The organism is Sphingomonas sp. IC081 (assembly GCF_006874585.1).
Lineage (GTDB): Bacteria > Pseudomonadota > Alphaproteobacteria > Sphingomonadales > Sphingomonadaceae > Novosphingobium.
Genome location: NZ_CP029763.1, coordinates 66,651 through 83,977, shown reverse-complemented (window position 1 = coordinate 83,977; position 17,327 = coordinate 66,651). Strand labels below are relative to the sequence as shown.

The 17,327-nt window shown below is 62.3% G+C and carries 16 protein-coding genes and 1 pseudogene; 4 read left to right on the top strand and 13 right to left on the bottom strand.

Features of this window, described 5'->3' with window-relative positions:
* Positions 1-6: 6 nt before the first annotated feature.
* From DM450_RS23045 to DM450_RS23020, 5 genes are all read right to left on the bottom strand, one after another.
* Positions 7-870 (bottom strand): hypothetical protein, encoded by an 864-nt coding sequence (locus DM450_RS23045; RefSeq protein ID WP_260610695.1) that lies wholly within the window; start codon positions 868-870, stop codon positions 7-9.
* A gap of 303 nt (positions 871-1,173) precedes the next feature.
* Positions 1,174-1,380 carry a PRTRC system protein C gene (locus tag DM450_RS23035; protein ID WP_006954024.1) on the bottom strand — a complete coding sequence of 69 codons (207 nt, stop codon included), beginning with the start codon at positions 1,378-1,380 and terminating at the stop codon, positions 1,174-1,176.
* A gap of 47 nt (positions 1,381-1,427) precedes the next feature.
* A complete protein-coding gene (locus DM450_RS23030) occupies positions 1,428-1,856 on the bottom strand; it encodes a PRTRC system protein E (RefSeq protein WP_142639604.1) in 429 nt (142 codons plus the stop codon).
* 37 nt (positions 1,857-1,893) lie between these two features.
* Positions 1,894-3,534: a PRTRC system ParB family protein gene (locus DM450_RS23025; protein WP_142639602.1), complete on the bottom strand. Its 1,641-nt coding sequence runs from the start codon at positions 3,532-3,534 to the stop codon at positions 1,894-1,896.
* 169 nt (positions 3,535-3,703) lie between these two features.
* Positions 3,704-4,987 carry a hypothetical protein gene (locus tag DM450_RS23020; RefSeq protein WP_142639600.1) on the bottom strand — a complete coding sequence of 428 codons (1,284 nt, stop codon included), beginning with the start codon at positions 4,985-4,987 and terminating at the stop codon, positions 3,704-3,706.
* Positions 4,988-5,177: 190 nt separating this feature from the next.
* Between DM450_RS23020 and DM450_RS23015 the strand changes: the two genes are divergently transcribed.
* Positions 5,178-5,651 (top strand): hypothetical protein, encoded by a 474-nt coding sequence (locus DM450_RS23015; protein ID WP_142639598.1) that lies wholly within the window; start codon positions 5,178-5,180, stop codon positions 5,649-5,651.
* Between the two features lie 32 nt (positions 5,652-5,683).
* Here the strand turns inward: DM450_RS23015 and DM450_RS23010 are convergent, their stop codons facing one another.
* The gene (locus DM450_RS23010) at positions 5,684-5,878 is read right to left on the bottom strand and encodes a hypothetical protein (RefSeq protein WP_142639596.1); all 195 of its coding nucleotides are present in this window, start codon (positions 5,876-5,878) and stop codon (positions 5,684-5,686) included.
* 1,078 nt (positions 5,879-6,956) lie between these two features.
* Between DM450_RS23010 and DM450_RS23005 the strand changes: the two genes are divergently transcribed.
* Positions 6,957-8,075 carry a replication initiation protein gene (locus DM450_RS23005; protein WP_142639594.1) on the top strand — a complete coding sequence of 373 codons (1,119 nt, stop codon included), beginning with the start codon at positions 6,957-6,959 and terminating at the stop codon, positions 8,073-8,075.
* 43 nt (positions 8,076-8,118) lie between these two features.
* Here DM450_RS23005 and DM450_RS23000 read toward each other — a convergent pair whose 3' ends face one another.
* The 3 genes from DM450_RS23000 to DM450_RS22990 form a co-directional block, all read right to left on the bottom strand.
* A complete protein-coding gene (locus tag DM450_RS23000; protein ID WP_142639592.1) occupies positions 8,119-8,523 on the bottom strand; it encodes a hypothetical protein in 405 nt (134 codons plus the stop codon).
* Positions 8,516-9,202: a ParA family protein gene (locus tag DM450_RS22995; protein WP_006954007.1), complete on the bottom strand. Its 687-nt coding sequence runs from the start codon at positions 9,200-9,202 to the stop codon at positions 8,516-8,518. The genes DM450_RS23000 and DM450_RS22995 overlap by 8 nt, the downstream gene beginning before the upstream one ends.
* A gap of 395 nt (positions 9,203-9,597) precedes the next feature.
* Positions 9,598-10,611: a hypothetical protein gene (locus tag DM450_RS22990; RefSeq protein ID WP_185928866.1), complete on the bottom strand. Its 1,014-nt coding sequence runs from the start codon at positions 10,609-10,611 to the stop codon at positions 9,598-9,600.
* A 116-nt stretch (positions 10,612-10,727) separates the two neighbouring features.
* Here DM450_RS22990 and DM450_RS22985 point away from each other — a divergent pair, with 116 nt between their 5' ends.
* Complete coding sequence (locus tag DM450_RS22985) at positions 10,728-11,858, top strand: integrase (RefSeq protein WP_043146076.1); 1,131 nt, start codon at positions 10,728-10,730, stop codon at positions 11,856-11,858.
* Positions 11,859-11,929: 71 nt separating this feature from the next.
* Here DM450_RS22985 and DM450_RS22980 read toward each other — a convergent pair whose 3' ends face one another.
* Positions 11,930-12,301 (bottom strand): hypothetical protein, encoded by a 372-nt coding sequence (locus tag DM450_RS22980; RefSeq protein WP_260610694.1) that lies wholly within the window; start codon positions 12,299-12,301, stop codon positions 11,930-11,932.
* Between the two features lie 134 nt (positions 12,302-12,435).
* Between DM450_RS22980 and DM450_RS22975 the strand changes: the two genes are divergently transcribed.
* Positions 12,436-13,467: a site-specific integrase gene (locus DM450_RS22975; RefSeq protein ID WP_008828482.1), complete on the top strand. Its 1,032-nt coding sequence runs from the start codon at positions 12,436-12,438 to the stop codon at positions 13,465-13,467.
* 347 nt (positions 13,468-13,814) lie between these two features.
* Here the strand turns inward: DM450_RS22975 and DM450_RS22970 are convergent, their stop codons facing one another.
* The 3 genes and pseudogenes from DM450_RS22970 to ltrA all read right to left on the bottom strand — a co-directional run bounded on the left by DM450_RS22970 (position 13,815) and on the right by ltrA (position 16,961).
* Positions 13,815-14,843, bottom strand: coding sequence for an IS110 family transposase (locus tag DM450_RS22970; RefSeq protein WP_142639590.1), 1,029 nt, complete (start codon positions 14,841-14,843; stop codon positions 13,815-13,817).
* 35 nt (positions 14,844-14,878) lie between these two features.
* Positions 14,879-15,379: pseudogene (locus tag DM450_RS22965) on the bottom strand (IS3 family transposase); the annotation flags it as partial.
* A gap of 67 nt (positions 15,380-15,446) precedes the next feature.
* Positions 15,447-16,961 (bottom strand): group II intron reverse transcriptase/maturase, encoded by a 1,515-nt coding sequence (ltrA, locus tag DM450_RS22960; RefSeq protein WP_037517834.1) that lies wholly within the window; start codon positions 16,959-16,961, stop codon positions 15,447-15,449.
* Positions 16,962-17,327: the final 366 nt, after the last annotated feature.

The window sequence follows — 17,327 nt, the reverse complement described above, 5'->3', positions numbered from 1 at the left end:
ACGGGCTCACTTTCTTGCCGGGTCGAACTGGAGCAGGGCCTGGGCGCAGGCGAGGAAGCGGGCGCCGGCGCGCAATGTGGCAAACCAGTTGTCGATGCGGTCGGCGTCGGGCAGCGGGCACAGGCCGCAAAAGTCCATGAAGCCCATTTCCATGCCGTGGCGGCCGACATCGTCGAGTTCACGCGCGAACTGGTCGAAGGGAACGAGGGTCAGCGGCGGCAGGGTCGCGCATTCCTCGATGCCGGGAACATATTCGAAGACCGTCTCGATATCGTAGTCCCAGGCATTCAATTCCCGCGGGCTCTGTGCGAGTGCGTCGTGGGCATCGTGCAGTTCGCTCAGCAGTTGGCGCAATCGGGCCGGGAGCCGCGAGGGACGCGCGGCATTGGCTGAGATCATCCATTCGGGACGCCGTGCGTTCATGGTCGACGGCAGGGTCATTTCGCTATTTTCGATCTCGTCCGGACCGTACATGTCGATCATGGACTGACGGGCGGATTCGTCGTCGGTCTCGCCTTCCCAGTAGTACATCGACACTTCTTCGAAGAGGTCGTCGTATCCGAAGATCGGCAGGGCGCGGCGCAATGTCTCTCCCAGTGCCTTGTAGATCGCGGCGCGCCAGCGGATGGGTGCATCCCCGGTTTCGATCCAGCCAAGGTCGAGCTGGCCGAGACTATCGCAGATGATTGCGATTGCCGGCGGTCCGTGATCGTGCCCGTGGAGAACGACCGTGCGCAGGTCCACCATGTCGATTGCGCCGAGGACATCGTGAACCGCCTCGCTGAAGACCCGTTCGATATGGCGCCGCGCTTCTGGGCGGGTGAGGCTTTGTGAGCCCGGAGTGCGCGCCGCGACCCATTGACCGATCAACTTGTGGTGGGGCGCCAGCGGACAATCGAAGAGGACCGGAATGTCCCTCGAAACCGCGGGTGACCGCCCGGCAAGGTCAGCCGAGCGGCGGGAGTGCAAGGCCTCTCGGCGCGCGCATTGGTTCGGAGATACCAGGCCCCGCCAGGGTTGGATTTGTGCCGATCCGCGCGTGGAGCGCTTGGGCCTTGAGGCTGCAGGCGGGGAGCTGGGTTCCGGGAGTGTCGCCATCATCGCATTCGATCCATTCGAGCAGGGTTTTTCGGGGTGCGGGCGGTATGGGCGCGGACTTGCGGCGGCCCATGGTCAGCCCTTGGTGCCGACCGCGCGGCGATATTCGGTCACGTGCGCGCCGCCGATCACGCCGGCGTCGGCCATCTCGGCATTGAGGATCGCCGGGTAGAGGGTCGCATGGTAGGCGCGGAGCGCACGAGGATCGCCCGCGAGATGGGGCGGGACCGGCAAGTCGATGCCATCGTAGCGGTAGGTGCGTTCGAGCTGGTTGATCTGCATTGAAGGTCTCCTGTTGGCTGATCGTTGAGATGGGAGAATGACCGGGGTCAGAAGAGGCTGGCGGGCTCGTCCGCTTTGGCGTCCGCGGGGGGTGTGGCCGGCGCCGGGGTCTTTGCCGCGGTTGTCGATGCCGAGGGCTTGGGCGCTGAAGCCGACTTCGCTTTGGCGGCATCGATCGCGGCCGTCCTGGCGGCTTCGGCGACCTCGCGCTGTCCGGCCAGTTGGTCGGCGAGCGTCTTGCGTGCGGCGATGAGTTGACCGAGCGCGCCTTCGGCTCCCCTGGCGAGTTCGGCATCGATCTCGGCGGCGCTTGCGGTGATGGCGATCGGGCGCGTCTCGCTTGTGTCGAGCGTAGCGGTAGCGCCCTCGGCCTTGCGCGGGATGATGGTCAGCGTGACGGTCTCGTCAGGTCCGGCGACGACGTCGAGCGTGAGTGAATAACGGGCGAGCAGCGGCAGCAGGCTTGTGACAAGCATGGTGTTCAGTCCTTTCGTGTGGGGAACGGGTGGGTAATCAGGCAACGAGTTCGGCGACGCGCGCGGGTGCTTCATCGGGAACTGGTGTCGGGTCCGGCGGCGGGCCATAGGTGCTGTCGAGGGTCATTGCGCCGGGCAGTCGTCCGGCCCAGTCGAACCCGATACGGTTGAGCATGCCGGTGATGAGTTCCGTCTTCTTGGAGGCGAGGAGGCGCGCGAAGGACTTGGCGCCGATATGAGCAACGAGGCCGCATTCCTGAGCGATGAAGCTGAGTTCGTCCTTGGTGTATCGCTCGAGGAACGCCTGATCGACCTGCCAGCTGTCGCGCAGATCGACCCCGAACACCCGCGCGAGATCCGCGACGTGGCTGAAGTTGAGGACGTCCTTGGCGTAAGCCGCGCCAATGACGGACAGTATGTTCGCCGAGCGCGCATCGGGCAGCGCCTGGATTTCGGCGATCCTGTTCGCATAATCGAGATCCCGGAAATTATCGCCGACAAGCAGACTGGCGCGCGACGTCAGCGTCTCGGCCTTGATCTGGGACAGCGAGCCGGACATCGCGGCAACGAGGATGGTCGTCCGGGCGTGATCTGCGTTGCCTGCGAGCGCTCGGGCAAGCGCGGTCCGCCAGGTCGCTTCGCGAAGCTCCTTCGTGCGCGCGGCGAGCGACTTGGCCGTCACACCGGGTTTCGGGGCGCTTTGCGAGGCTTTTGCCGGGCTGACCGGAGCTGGCGCCGACGATGGATTTGCTTCGGATTGGACCGAAGGTGGCTCGCCCTCCCCTTCCCCATCCTGCGAGGCTGCGGGCGGCGTGGTATCGAGTTCCGTATCGGCGGTGTCTGCCCTCTCATCGTCTGCAGACGTCGCGAGAGCGGCTCTTGCCGCGGCTTCGGCCTGGGCCTCCTTTTCGAAACGGATGACGTCGGCAGCTTCGGTCTTGATCTGGAAGCATCCGGCGTTGGTGCAGTATCCGTCGTCGACATGGGTCTCAAAGAGCGCGCGCTGGGTGGCTGAATTATAGGGGCACTTGGTACATTCGCTCTTGTCGAAACAGGCAGACGCAAGGTCCTGTGTCACCCGCTTGAGAAGCTCCTGTGTCTTGGCGACGTCGAGCTGCGCGGTGAGAATGGTTTCGAGCGCCTTGTCCTGCTTGTCTTTCGGCACCGCGGCGAGCAGTTCGGCATGACCGACTTTGATACGGCGTTCGTCCAGTGCCGTTTTGACCGGTTCGGATAGTTCAGCGAGGGCGAGCCGGCGATCGAACATGGTGCGGGACCATCCGAGACGCTTTGCGGCTTCCGCGCGGTCACCCTGGCATGCCGCGAGCACCCGCACTGCTGCATCGGCCTGTTCGGTCTCCGATGCGTTGTCGCGATCGTGGTTCTCTGCGATTGCGGCTTCGAGGGCTTCCCGATCGGTCATCTCGCGAATGACGACCGGGATTTCGCCTTCCGGGCCATAGACCTCGAGCGAGGCGCGATAACGACGTTCGCCCGCGACGATTGCGAAGAATCCGTCCTTTGGTCTGAGCAGGATCGGTTGCAAGACGCCGCGCCGACGGATGGACGCTACGAGTTCTTCATGCTTCGCGCGGTCGAAATAGCGGCGCGGATTATCTCCTTTGATGATTTTGGAAAGCGGCAGAGTGATTTCGGGAACGGGTTCTGGTGCGTCCAAGGCACGTCTCCTTGCGGAATGTCGCGGACCCGTCCTTCGCGGCCATGCGGCTCCAATCCGGCGAGTCCAATCCGCTCCCCTCCCCCTTCCCTCTCGTGGCCCATCGGGCCTCAGAGCGGGTTGGTCGATTTCCGGCGTTTGGCAAAAAAGGGAGCCCGCATCCGCGGCTTCAGGCGCTGGTGATCAGGTCCAACAGACGCGCTTGCAGTGCGCCGTCGCGTAGGTCGGTATCATTGATGTCGATGACCGGAGCGATCTTTTCCATGCGCGGATGGGTGATCGCCTTGGCGTCGTGATAGGCGTCCGTGTCGAAGCCCATCGCCTCGACTATGGCGATGCGGTTCTCGCCTGTTTCACGAGAATATGTTTCGATGATGAAGTCGGGCCGGCAGTTCCCGGCGGGCGTCTGGATGTCGAACAGGGGCTTGGTGATCGCGCTGTCGTAACGATGTTCGTCAAGCCGGTGTTGAATCCGCAACAGATCGCGCAGGACGGTGCGTTCGAAATCGGAATCGACGGGTATGAAGCGCTGCCCCGAATAGATGGGCTGAGCATAGGCCCGCAACGGCGCATAGCCCTTCACCTGCGGCAGCTCGCCGATGACGATCAGCGCCAGATAGGGGCCGGCGACGGGCGTGCCATGAATCGATGGGTGCTGGATGCGGGTCGCGACTTCGATGGGATCGCAGCCGGCGGCATGGATAACATTGCCCTCAATGCCGTTGGCAAACAGCAGGAGAAATCCTTGCGGGGCGTGTCCGCGGGGCCAGCGGGAAGCAAGCGCGCGAATACCGGCATAGACGCTCCGATGCCGGAAGGCTGAACCGTGCGTCCATAACACCCTCGCCAGCTCGACGCCTGGCGCAACCTCGATATGACCGGCGGCTTGCTGGATTGCTGCGAATTCGCTGGCGATGCCGCGTTCGCCACTGGGCGACAGCATGGCCTGGTTGCGACCGGCGAGATCGATCAGCCGCCACATCAATCGGGCAAGCCGCGGGATATGCGGTTGGCGCACACGACCGCTTGCGCTGTCTTCGGGCGCGCGAGCAAGGCGAACCGGAGCGCTCTTGAGTACCGAAAAATAGCCCTCGGGGCGGTCGACTGGTCGAACCGGATCGGCGGCCGCCATGTGTCCGGGCGCGGCCTGGGCATGGAAGAATGGACAATCGAGGTGATGCTCGGGTCGTCCCGGACCCGTCAGGCGTCTGAGGTAGAAGGTTTCCGCTTCGCTGAGATAGGCCGGCGTCATCAACGGCGGAGCGACTTGGGCGCCCAGGCAGTCACAAGCGATCCACATTTCGCCGAGCCTGGCCTGTTCCACCAAGACGACGCCCGCTTCCTCGTCGTGGTGGTTTCCCTTCCCGATGTACCATCGCACGAGCGCGTCGCGAACGAGCGGATCGATCGGGATTCGTTGGTGGCCCCTGCCCCCGCGATCAACCAGCCACATGGAACGATCCAGGGCGACATCGGGGGCATGCCGCTGATGCTCTCAGCATGCGCATTCTCCTGTCCACTGGCGTTCGGTGGGGAGCATAGCACATGGTGTTTCGCCTGATAAACAGTCTGGAGGAAGTTGCTCTGGTCGATTGGCCTTGTTCGTGCTATGTTCCGATTATTGCTTGTCTAGGAGATGTCACATGAGCAGCCCGAAGAAACTGCCTGGCCGGATCGATATCGACATCACGCTTGTCGATGCGTCGCTGGATCATGTGCAGCGTCCGGAACGCCGGGCAATCGCGGCGCTGTCGATCGGTGTCGAAGCGAACGACGCTTATTATTCGGTGGTAGAGCTGCTCGAGGCTGTGCATCTTGTCGGCACCCGCCATCCAGACGGTCGGCGAAAGCTGGGCCGGATTCTGGGAGAGAGCGGCGATGATTATCAGCGCTCGATCTACTACGCGCTCGCTGGACGCGGTGCGTCCCATATGCTCGACGATCTCGAATGGCTTGCCGCGATCCTGAAGGCACGGGGCAGCGTAGCGCGCCACCATGCCGTGAACGATCCGATCTCGCCCTATATTTCGCCGGAACCGGACGGCCCGGTCGGCGCGTTCGCGCCGTCGTTTCCGCTTGGTCGATCATGGCGGACGTTCCGGGCTCCAGCCGGTTAAGAGAATGGCAGGTTGCCGGGTGGGGTATTCCGTCACGGCATAACCTGCGCAGCAATCTCAGCGTCGTCGTCTGGCGTTGTGGTGACCAGAAAGGGCTGTTCGATAAGCCTGGTTCGTACGATGGTCTGGGGATAGCCGGCCCGCTCGCTCCGACGGCAGGCATATTCCCAGGCGCGCTGGAAGCTGTTGAGTTTGCGCTCGGCGGTCGATCCCGCAGTAGTCGGCATAGCAGGGGCCTTTCATCAGAATGAGGGTAAGGGACAATTGCAAACCCTGCATTGGGCAGTGAGCCGCCCTCCCCCCTCCTCTTATTCGGACCTTGAAGTCGCTCGAAGCGCGTCATGAGAGGAATGCCGTGGCGGACAGCGCCAGTCGATAGCCCTGATAGCCGCGTTGCGTCGCAAACCGAGGTGGAGGCGATGTACGCTGCGATGGTCGACAGTTTGCTGCCTCTGACGTAATCAGAGTGCTAGCGCCGTTGCTTGATGCGCTGTGGGCTACGGCGTCCGATTGGGCAGGCCGGTGGTGTCGGGAGCCAACCTCGCGGTTGCATCCCCCTTAAAGAATCATCTTATAAAAAACGCCCAAGCGGAGCGCGGGAGCTTCTATAGATTCATGATTCTAAGATTCGGGACCATTTAGTCGTTGAAACTCAATGCGTTGATATCCCTCTATATGAGCTGGCGGGGGCTTTAGCGTGAGCGCAAGGGGGCATTAATGCGAGCGCAAGGGGGCAACTGGATGAGCGTGCGGGGGTTTATGTGAGCGATTGGGGGTGCCCGGGATTCGATATGAAGTGGCCTCTGGAAGGGTTTGATTCAGCCCAATGAATCGTTTCGTTGGCCGACTGTGCTGGATTTTGGGTCGATTTTGAGGGCGATGGTGGCGGTCGGGATTGGCTGACGCCGGTCGTGCGGTTCTTTATATGAGTGATCGGGGGCGTCTGGGCTTGCAGTGGTAAGCGGTCAGCCCTTTCGATCGGCGTTTATATGAGTGGACGGGGGTGCCCCTGAAAATCGATTCGGATCAGCAGCTTGGCGGGGCGTTATTGTGAGGCGCCGGGGGCACGCACTGTCTGGTCTCTCGGCAGCTGAATGATCTAAGCTAACTTATGGTGTTTATGTGAGGAATTGGGGGGCGCTCCTAAGCCCGTGTATTTCTGCCGGTTTCGCGGCGCGTTTATGTGAGGACCAGGGGGTTGATGACAGAGCGCCCTGCCCTCTTTTCATGAGTCGGCGGGGGTTCGTTTATGTGAGTAAACGGGGGCGGGTTCTCTTTATGACACGCTGATGGTATGCAACTCATATGAAGCTCGATTCGGACATATCGGAAATCGAGGTAACATCAGGGCTGGAGAGTCTGAGCCGGACGCTGCGCGTTGCGGATGTGATTCGCCGCCGTGATCTCGATTTTGTAAGCAAGCCCGGCGAATTGGTCGAGTCCGAGTTCGAGACCGGCTCGCTTGGCGCTGCTGCGCGCAAAGCTTTCGCGTTGATGCTGCGCAAGGCTGGTCCGGAAGCCTCTGAAGACAAGACGTTCGTTATTACGAAGAAGGAGCTTCGAGGCTCCCACAAGGGTAACGAGCGTATTCAGACCGTGATGGATGAATTGCTTCGGGTCATTGTTCGTATCCGGACGACGACGTCGAAGGGTAAACCTGCGGTGATGTCGCAGGCGTTGCTAGCGAGCTGCGTCGAGGAAATTTCCGAAGACGGGATGAGCGTCGTCGAATTTCAGTTCTCGGATAATTTCAAGCGCGTGTTGCAGCGTTCCGACTATTATGCGCGCGTCAATCTTGGTGTGATGCTTGCGCTGCAGTCTCGCTATGCTCTCTCTCTTTACGATCTGGGGTGTCTGATCATCAATCGGCAGAACCGGGTGTACAAAATGAAGGTCGATGAACTGCGGCGGAAGCTTGGAGTTCCTGACGGCAGCTTCAAGAACTTTGCCGAGTTCCGGCGCGATGTGCTGGCGAAGTCGAAGGCGGAGATCGATCAGCTGGCGGATTTCACGGTTGAATGGGAGGAAATCCGGGGATCGGGCCGCGGTCGGCCGGTCGAGGCCGTGAAACTGATGTTTCACCCCAAGGATCTTGAGGATCAGGAGGAAACCGCGCGCGAGTTGGATCGTCCCAGGGTTGGTCGGCGCGCGCGGCGTGAGGGCACGGTGGAGACGATGGCGATCGCGGATCGGCCGAAGATTATCGAGCGTAAGCCGTTTCCCCGCGATTCTCTGCACTTCTGCCCCGACACGCGTTTGTTGACGATCGTTGCGGATTATGGCGGCGGTTGGGACAAGGATCTCATTGCGAGCGGGTATCGCAAGACGATGGGTTCTCGACTGGATAACCTGGTTGGGGATGCACTTTACAAGTCGTGGGAGGGGTTTTGTAAATCCTTCGTGCAGCAACGTGGGCGTGCATAGGGGGCCCCTGCCCCCGATCACTCATATAAACGGACGCCGAGCCTCAGACCGGCCCCGGTCCAGGAGCGCCCTCCCCTTCGGCGAGATCGAGCAAGGCGATGATCCCATCGGGGAGGCTGAGATTTCTGGCTTCGCACCAGATGACGAGCCTGTCCCGTTCAGGTTGCGAGAGACGCATGGTGATGTGCTTGGTCCGCGCCGGACCGCGCATTGGTTTGCGCTTGGGAATTGCGGAGGTGTCTGCGTGTACTTGCGGGAAGTAATTTGCGGGGGGAGTTGGTCGGACTGGTTCCCGGATCGGCGTTTGATCGACTGCTGTGCCCGCTGGCGGTGTGGACGCGATCAGGCTCTTCAGGCGTTCGGTTGGATCGTCGTGCGTTTCGAGCCGTTGCCGGGTTTTGCCGATGATGTCACCCATGGCCGGGGCTGCGGGTTTGGGTTCAGCCATTGGATGCCTCCTTGTTCTGAATTTCGCCGAGGACGTCGGCGAGGATGCTCTGGGCTATTCGCCGGGCTTTTTCGGTTTTGGCGAGACCGGCTTGCTCCACCTCCGCGAGGGTCATGCGGAAATTCGACATGGCGCGGAACGCATCGAGCGTATGCATTTGTTCCTTGAATATCGGCAATGCACTGCTGATTTGGGCATCGATTTCCCACTCGGCGCGCGAGCGGGCGACCTGCCCGGTTTGGGTAATGAGCACTCGGTATGGCACTCCGCCACCCATCTTCTGCAGCATTTCGCTAGTTTCGACGGTCCTTTCGAGATCGAGGCGCGAGGAGCGAGTCGGTATCACCACAAAGTCAGAGTCCATCGCGGCATATGCGGTCTTGAAGTTGGACGTGCCTTCAGAATCCACGATCACCAGTTGCGCGTTTTCCCTTGCTCTTTTGATTGCGGCGCCGATCTCGCCGTCACGGATCTGGGAGGCATCCTCGACGGTTATGAGGGAGTCCCCTCCCCTCCCCTCTTCGCGGCGATCGCGGTGCCAGTTTAACAGGCTATTCTGGCGGTCGGCATCGAGCATGAATACGGAGCCGCCAAGCGCCTCAAATTCGGATGCGAGCGCGAGAGCGAGTGTGGTTTTGCCCGCACCTCCTTTGCTCTGTGCGATGGTGATGACCGGCATTCGTTAAACTCCTCCAATACAAGGCCGCGCGTTCGCCCGCGCGGCAGTAGCCGACCGCGCATAAGGATGCGCGGCACCATCCGTATGCGACGGTGATAGCGCGTGTATATGCGCGGTGCAAGTATGCCGCGCGCCCACATACGAGTGCGCGTGCTGCTGCGCGTGTACATATACATCACCGTCACATGGTAGCGGCGCGGTCGGCAGCACGGCGGAACGCGCAGACGCTAGCGCGGGCGAGTGCGCATACGCAGACAACGGCGCAGCACACAGCGCATTACATCGTGCCCTACAATACGCGGCGGTGTATGCAGCACATAACGCGGCACAAGCCTAAATGGTTGATAAACTTCTAGTTTCTTCGAATGCCGAAGTGCGCCGTAAAACAAATTCGGCTAGCGCACCCCGGTGAGGAGATTGTCTATTGCTGCCATTTCCCTGTCGAATGCATCGAAGACAGAAGCAAGATCGCGATCGACGGGAAGGGGAGGGGGCTCTTTGGTAGGCCGCCCCCGCTTCGCCGGTAGATAGCCAAAATCCGCAGCGAGGTCGGGAGTCAGATATTGACGCCAGCTCCGCCGCTGGGTGATCTCTACGAGAAGGCCTGCCATAGAAGCGCGCTCGATCAGTTTGCTCGCTCCAGCGATGCTCATGGAGAGCAGTTCTGCAACTGATTGAGGGGAGAGGAGCGGCCGATACTGGATAAGTGCCAGTAACGCAGGGAGTGCGCCAGGTCGATACTCGGCGGCAATCGCGCGCTGGGCATTGCGAAAATGACGCTCAAGACCGTGCAGCCTTTCAAGGCCGATCCGGGCCGCTCTTTCGAGCGCGCGCAGCGTCGCCAACCATTCGTCTTCGTTCGGCCGAGATTTCAGCCTGAACGCCTTGGCGCAGCCGGCGAGGCAGGGAAGGGGAGTAGCGGTCAGGCCAAGATCTCGAAGCGCGAAGGGGAGGCCAAGCCAGGCCATGATGCTGTGATCGATCCGGGCGAGTTGGCGCACAGTGTCAAAGGCACGCACTAGGAGAGGGTGGTCCTTCGCCTCTATCGCTTCGCTGATCGCGGTGGGTAGCGCATCGCGCCAGGCGAGCGGGTCTGGATTATCGAGCGCCGAGCGCCAATCGTCCAACCGGTCGAACAGGTCGACATGGCTGGGCAGGGGAGGGCGACCGGGAATTTTCAGGCCACAGCCCCACGAAAATACGTCGATTTCCTCTACCTCGCCCGACTGCAATTGCAGTGCCTTCGCATAGCCGCTCCAGGCTGCGCGCATCGCCCACGGTTTAGCCACAGGACTGGCGGTAATCCGGGCATCGAGCCGCCCTATCGCTGTCGAACACGCTGCTATCGCCGCGACCATTTTCGGGGTATAATCGGGGCCGAAACGGGGCAGGGCGGGGCGGTTGTCCATAGCCAATAATGAACTGAAACGGAATCTGGGTAAAGTATGCTCTGACGCTCAGTGTTGATAATGGATCGTTATCACGCCTCTATACATTATAGAAACGCCCGGCTATCCTCACGCCCATGGCGAAAAAGCGTCCTTCCACCTCAATTGTTCCGTTGAGCTGCGAGCCTGTCGATCTCATCGCTGACGTGCGTGCGCTGGTCGGCGGTGGTGAGGCCATCGACGCCGCGCTGCTCGACGCCGCCATGCGGGGTTGGTCGCGCAACACAAGGCGGGCGTTTCGCTCTGACCTGACCTTGTGGGATGGGTGGTGCCGCAAGCACGGCGTGTCCGCGTGTGAAGCCTCGCCGGCGGATGTGGCGGCCTGGATCCGCGCGCTCGCCGGGATCGACACCCCTGACATGACGCCGCGCGCAGCGGCGACGATCGAGCGCTACCTCGTTCATGTCGGATGGGCTTACCGGATGGCGGGTCTTCCCGACCCGACTGCCGATCCCTTGGTGAAGTTCGAGCGCAAGGCGGCGCGCAAGCACCTGGGCGTGCGCCAGCGTCAGGCGCGGGCCATCCGGTTCAAGGGCGACATCGCCGATCTCGACAGCCCTGCGTGCGGTGTCTGCCTTGCCCACCTCATCAAGGCCTGTCGGCGTGACGCACTGGGCCTGCGTGACGCAGCGCTGCTGCGCATTGCCTACGATACCGGCGCACGCCGATCAGAGCTGGTGGCGATCGACGTGGCGCATGTCGAGGGGCCCGATGCCGAAGGTGCGGGGATTCTGAACATCCCCTCGAGCAAGACCGACCAGGCAGGGGAGGGCGGTGAGGCCTATCTTGCACCCGCGACCATGGTGGCCATCGCCCGCTGGCGCGAGGTGGGCGGCATCGACAAGGGCCCACTGCTGCGCCGGGTGGTGACGCACTTCGATGGCTCGATCGACAGGATCGGCGCGGCGCGGCTGCACCCCAATAGCATTGGCCTGATCTACAAGCGTCTCGTTCGCCGCGCTTGGGAAAAGCGCCTGCTTGGCGAGATGAGTGAGGCTGAGCTTGATCGTTGGCTGAAAGCGGTGTCCTCGCACTCGATTCGGGTCGGGGTGGCGCAGGATAACTTTGCGGCAGGAGAAGGGCTACCCGCGATCATGCAGGCCTACCGCTGGCGCGACGCCCGCACGGTCATGCGCTACGGGGCGAAACTGGCCATGAAGAGCGGTGCCTCCGCGCGATTGGCCAAGCGGTTCAGCGAGCAGGGGTAAGCAGCGGCACGTTTCCGGGGCGCATCTTCACCGCAGTCTATTTTGGCACGTCGGCTGCGAAGGATTGCTCTCTACTGCGCTCTTCTTTGGCGTCCGACAGCGCGGTCAGCGGCCGCATAGGCGCTCGAGAAGCTCTCGCGCGCGTCCTTGGCCGCCAAGGCGAGCCGCGCGGCGCGGGCGAGGGGAGGGGGGCCGCGCCGGCCGATCCACGACAGGAAATCCTGCCGTTCGGCCGCGTACCACGAGCGGGTCAGTTCGGCCGCTTCAAGCCCCGGATTGTGCTCGGGGCCTTGGTTTTCCTGAGGAAAGTCGCGGACATGGACGCGCCACAGCCGCCTGAGCGAGGCCCGCGCCAGACCGTCCGCGACCTCGGCGGACAGGAACGGCAGCGCGCCCTCGAGGCGCGCGAGGGCCAGTTGCCACGGGGGAGGGGCGTGTTCCATCGGTCCCAGAATATACCATAACGGCAAAAAGTATACTCGGCTTGTACGGTCCGTTCACTGTCCGATAATGGCTCTTCACGGACAGTGGAAATAGAGGTAGGACAGGGCCGGTTTGCTGCGGGGAAGGGCGGAAAATGGCCGATGGAAGCGAGGATCCCGCCGAACAGTACCCGCCGACCCCGCTCATTCCGAACATGGCGGCGTCCGCTGCCGAAATCTCTCATCCAGGGCGGATTCTTGGAGAGGAGATCGCGGCGGCCCGCTCCTATCGCGCCCAGGCCAAGGCCGCCAACACGATCCGCGCCTACACCAGCGACTGGAGCCAATTCGAGGGCTGGTGCTGGCAGCGGGACCTAAATCCGCTGCCCGCGCGGCCCGAAGCCGTGGCAACGTATCTTGCCGCGCTCGCCCTGGCGGGCAAGGCCGACAGCACCATCGGCCGCCATCTGGCTGCGATCGGGTGGAAGCACCGGCAGGACGGACTGGTCGCGCCGACGCTCCGTGACGAACGCACGGTCATCGCCGATACGCTGGCCGGGATCCGCCGCGAGCAACGCGCGCGGCCCCGCGCGAGGAAGGCGGCGATTACGGCCAGCGAGCTGACGGCGATGATCGCGGCCGCCGACGGGCAAGGCACCCGTTCGATCCGTGACCGGGCGATCATGGCCTTGGGTCTGGCGGCTGCTTTGCGTCGGTCGGAACTGGTCGGGCTCGAAAGGCGCGATGTGGAACTGGTCGACAAGGGCCTGAAACTGACGCTGCGCCACTCCAAGACCGACCAGGAGGGTGAGGGACAGGTGATCGCGGTCCCCTCCGGCAAGACCCTCAAACCGGTGGAGCGGCTCAAAGCCTGGTTGGCGGTCCGTGGCAGCAGTGCGGGGCCGTTGTTCTACCAGATCGACCCGCAGGGCAGGCTGACAAACAAGCCGATGTCGGACCGCTCGGTCGCGCGGCTGATCCAGAAATATGCGGGGCGGGCGGGATTGGATCCGGAGACGGTTGGGGGGCACTCGTTACGCGCGGGGTTTTTGACCGAAGCGTCCCGCTCAGGCGCGACCATCGCCAAGATGCAGGAAGTGTCGCGGCACAAGAGGGTCGAGGTGCTGCTCGGCTATGTGCGCGCGGCCGAGCTGTTCGAGGACCACGCCGGCAAGGCGTTTTTGTGACTGTTCACGCGCCTGGATCAATGGCCAGACAGGCTGCGCACCGCTAGCCGTTCTGCATTGGCTTGCCCGGCGCGATGTAGTGCCCTGTGTGGACGACCTCCGCGGCGCAAGAGCTTTTCGGCAGTGATGATTGCGGTCGGGTGCATCCATGTGTTCGGCCTGTTCGCGCAGCACCGGATGGCTGCTGGCCCTGATGAAGTCCGCAGGCTGGCTCCCTAATCACGTCATCGCGCTCGAAGCGCTGTGACCCCCTGGGTTTCACCAACCCCCGGTCTGACCGGTTCGTCATCACTACTAAGCTGCTCCTACGCATCCCATCACGCGACTATCGAGCGATCGGGATCTCTTTAAGCGGCAACGGCGTAGACCTCCTTCCGCGTCATTACGGCCCAGGCAATCCGGGCTGTTTTGTTGGCGAGCGCCACTGTCGCAATCTTCGTGGGCTTGCGCTCGAGCAGGCCCGCCATCCAGGGTTGGCGGGCCGGATTCTTGCGCGTCATCCGCATGACAGCAGTCGAGCCGACAACCAAGAGCCGGCGAAGATAGCCATCGCCCTGCTTGGTTATTCCGCCCAGCCGCTCCTTGCCGCCGGAGCTGTTCGCTCGAGGTGTGAGGCCAAGCCAGGCGGCGAACTGACGGCCTGATCGGAACAGCGATGCGTCGGGCACCGCGGCGGCGATAGCCGAGGCTGTAATCGGGCCGATCCCTGGGATCGTGGCCAGCCTCCGGCTTGTCTCGTCGTTACGATGCCAATCGAGGATCTGCGCCTCTAGCCGATCAATCTCGCTCGCTAACGCCCTCAACTGAGCGGCAATGCCATGGAGGGCCGAACGCGCGTGAACGGGAAACCTGTCCTGTTCTTCATGCAGCGCCTTCAGGGAAGCCGCTAAGCCGCCCGCACCCAATCCCGTCACGATCCCATACTCAGCCAGGTGGCCGCGAAGCGCGTTGATCAGCATGGTGCGCTGCCGGACCATCAGGTCGCGACTTTTGTGAAGCATCAGAACTGCTTGCTGCTCGACCGACTTCACAGCGACGAAGCGCATCGTCGGCCGGGTGACCGCTTCGCAGATCGCTTCGGCATCCGCCGCATCGGTCTTCCCGCGCTTCACGTAGGGCTTAACATAGGCAGGCGGCATCAGGCGCACCTCGTGGCCGATTGCCATGAGCTCGCGCGCCCAGTGATGCGCCGACGCGCAGGCTTCCATGCCGACCAGGCAAGGCGACAACTCCGCAAAGAACCGCATAAGCTCGGACCGGCGCAGCTTGCGCCGGATCAGTACTGCGCCATCGGCAGCGATGGCGTGAACCTGAAACACATTCTTCGCCAGATCCAATCCGACGGTAACGTGAGGTGGTCCCGCCTTCTTGGACAGTTTGGCGGCTAAGTTAAGCTAATCCCGGTTGTCGTTCATGCCGCCATTCTGGTCATCAGAACATGGGGGGCATGCCCCCCATGTTCTGATTGCCCGATCCGCCGATAGGCCTCGACCGGGGTTTTCCCGGCCAGGCCCGAGTGCGGGCGCTGGGTGTTGTAATAGGTGATCCACCGGCCCAGGCCAGCCTTCAACTCCGATCCGGTCTCAAAGGCATGGAGATAGACGCATTCGTACTTCAGGGATCGCCAGAGGCGTTCGATAAAGACGTTGTCCATCCACCGGCCCCGGCCATCCATGCTGATGCGGACCTCGGCGTCGCGCAGCACGCTGGTGAAGGCGAAGCTGGTAAACTGGCTGCCCTGATCCGTGTTGAAGATCTCGGGCTTGCCGAACCGGGCCAGGGCTTCTTCCAACGCCGCGACGCAGAACCCGGCATCCATCGTGTTCGACAGCCGCCAGGCCAGCACCTTGCGGGTAGCCCAGTCCATGATCGCCACCAGATAGAGGAAGCCCCGGCGCATCGGGAGTGGAGTAGGAAGCGCATAAGCGCTTCCCCTCCCCGAACCGTACGTGCACCTTTCAGCGCATACGGCTCTCTATTCAACCTTGGTCCAAGGCCATGGCGACATCACGATAGCGGGAGGTGACGGTGTTTCGGAGCTCGTCCCGATAGATGTAGGGATTTCGCTCCGGATTCCGCCACCGGAACTGCATCTTCTGGCTTGTGACCAGTCGTCGCAGCGCCTTGCCGACGGCATTGCCCTGATTGCTTCGACCGTAGACCAGCCACGTCTTCGATTGGCCGGTTTCCGGCATGCGGTACCATTTACGCATCAAAGGCTTGATACGGGACCGGTACTTCTGCGCCAACCAGTGCGCCATTTTCCAGAACACGACGGTGTCGATGCGCCGGAATGTGCGCGCCGTGAAGTCGGTGAACCTGTAGAACGCAGCCCATCCCGCCAGCTGGCGGTTCAGACCGTCGATCATGTCCACCGCGGCAACCTCATGATTGCCGGAGAGAGCCTCGACCAATCGGCGAGCGAAGGTCTTGGCCTTCTCCTTGGGTATCGTTGAGACCACGGACATGCGTCCGCTCGATCCCCGCCTGCGGATAATCCGGTGCCCGAGGAACACGAACCCGTCGTCGACGTGGGTGATATGGCTCTTGTCCATATTCAACGTCAGCTTCAGGTCGTCTTCCAGAAAGGCCCGGCATTCCTCGCGGATGGCCTCGGCATGTGCCTTGGTGCCCTTGACGATGACAACGAAGTCATCGGCGTAACGGCAGTAGGCGACAGCAGGTTTCCATTGCCGGTTCTCGCGAACCGTGATGGGGCGCCCCTGCTGGATGCCGAAGTTCCATGCCCAGCGATCCTTTCGCGCCTTGTCGCTCAGGTATTTCGCCTCCAGCCACGCATCAAACTCATGGAGCATGATGTTGGACAGGAGCGGCGACAGCACGCCGCCTTGCGGTACACCTTCGCTTGAGGCGACGAACAGGCCACGGTCGACGTGGCCCGCCTTCAGGAATCGCCAGAGCAGATCAACAAACCGATCATCCCGGATTCGCCGCCGAACGCAGCGAAGCAGAAGCCGGTGGTGGACCGTATCGAAGTAGCTCGCCAGATCACCTTCGATGATCCAGCGGCCCCGCGCTCCGGCACCACTATCCTGCAACTGTATCTTCACGGTCCGGACAGCGTGATGCACGCTGCGTTCCGGCCTGAAGCCGTAGGAGAGGCGATGGAAGTCGCTTTCCCAGATCGGCTCCATGGCCATCAGCATCGCGCGCTGGACGATGCGGTCTTTCAGGGTCGGGATACCAAGTGGTCGTTTCTTGCCATTGGCTTTCGGGATATAGATTCGCCTGACCGGCTGCGGGTGATAACTCCCCGTCAGCAAGTCCGTTCGCAGACTGGCCAGCTGTTCTGCCAGTACGGCCTGCATCCGTCGCTTGTCCATTCCGTCGATGCCCGGCGTATTGGCGCCACTCGACGCCAGCACGATCCGAGCCGCCTCGGCAAGCCACGCCCGATCGGCAATGAGCCGGAGAAGGCGATCGAACTTGCGGTTCTGGTCGCTCTCGGCCCACGTCGCGAGCTTGTGCTGCATTTCGCTGATTATCAAAGGTCTTCACCTCGTTTGGTCAGGTAGTTTGCACTTCAAGCTGATTGAACTGTCCCCCTTCGCCATGTGACAGGCTTTCCCTGTCGCGGACTACTACGGGGACTCCGCCAGCACGGTGGACATCGGGGCCAACTCCCTTGGCATTCCATCATGCCTTCCCTCGTTCATATGCTGGACTTTCGCGCGCTGGGGAGGCTGCCGGTCGCAGTCCTTGTCCTTGCGTCCCGCAAGTCGATGCCGATGCCATGGCCTGGCTGCATTCTCTCCATGGCTCCATGCGGACGGGCTACATTTCCGGCCACATTCGGATGTCGCCGACATACGTCTCCGGCGCCATCATCAGCATTCCGC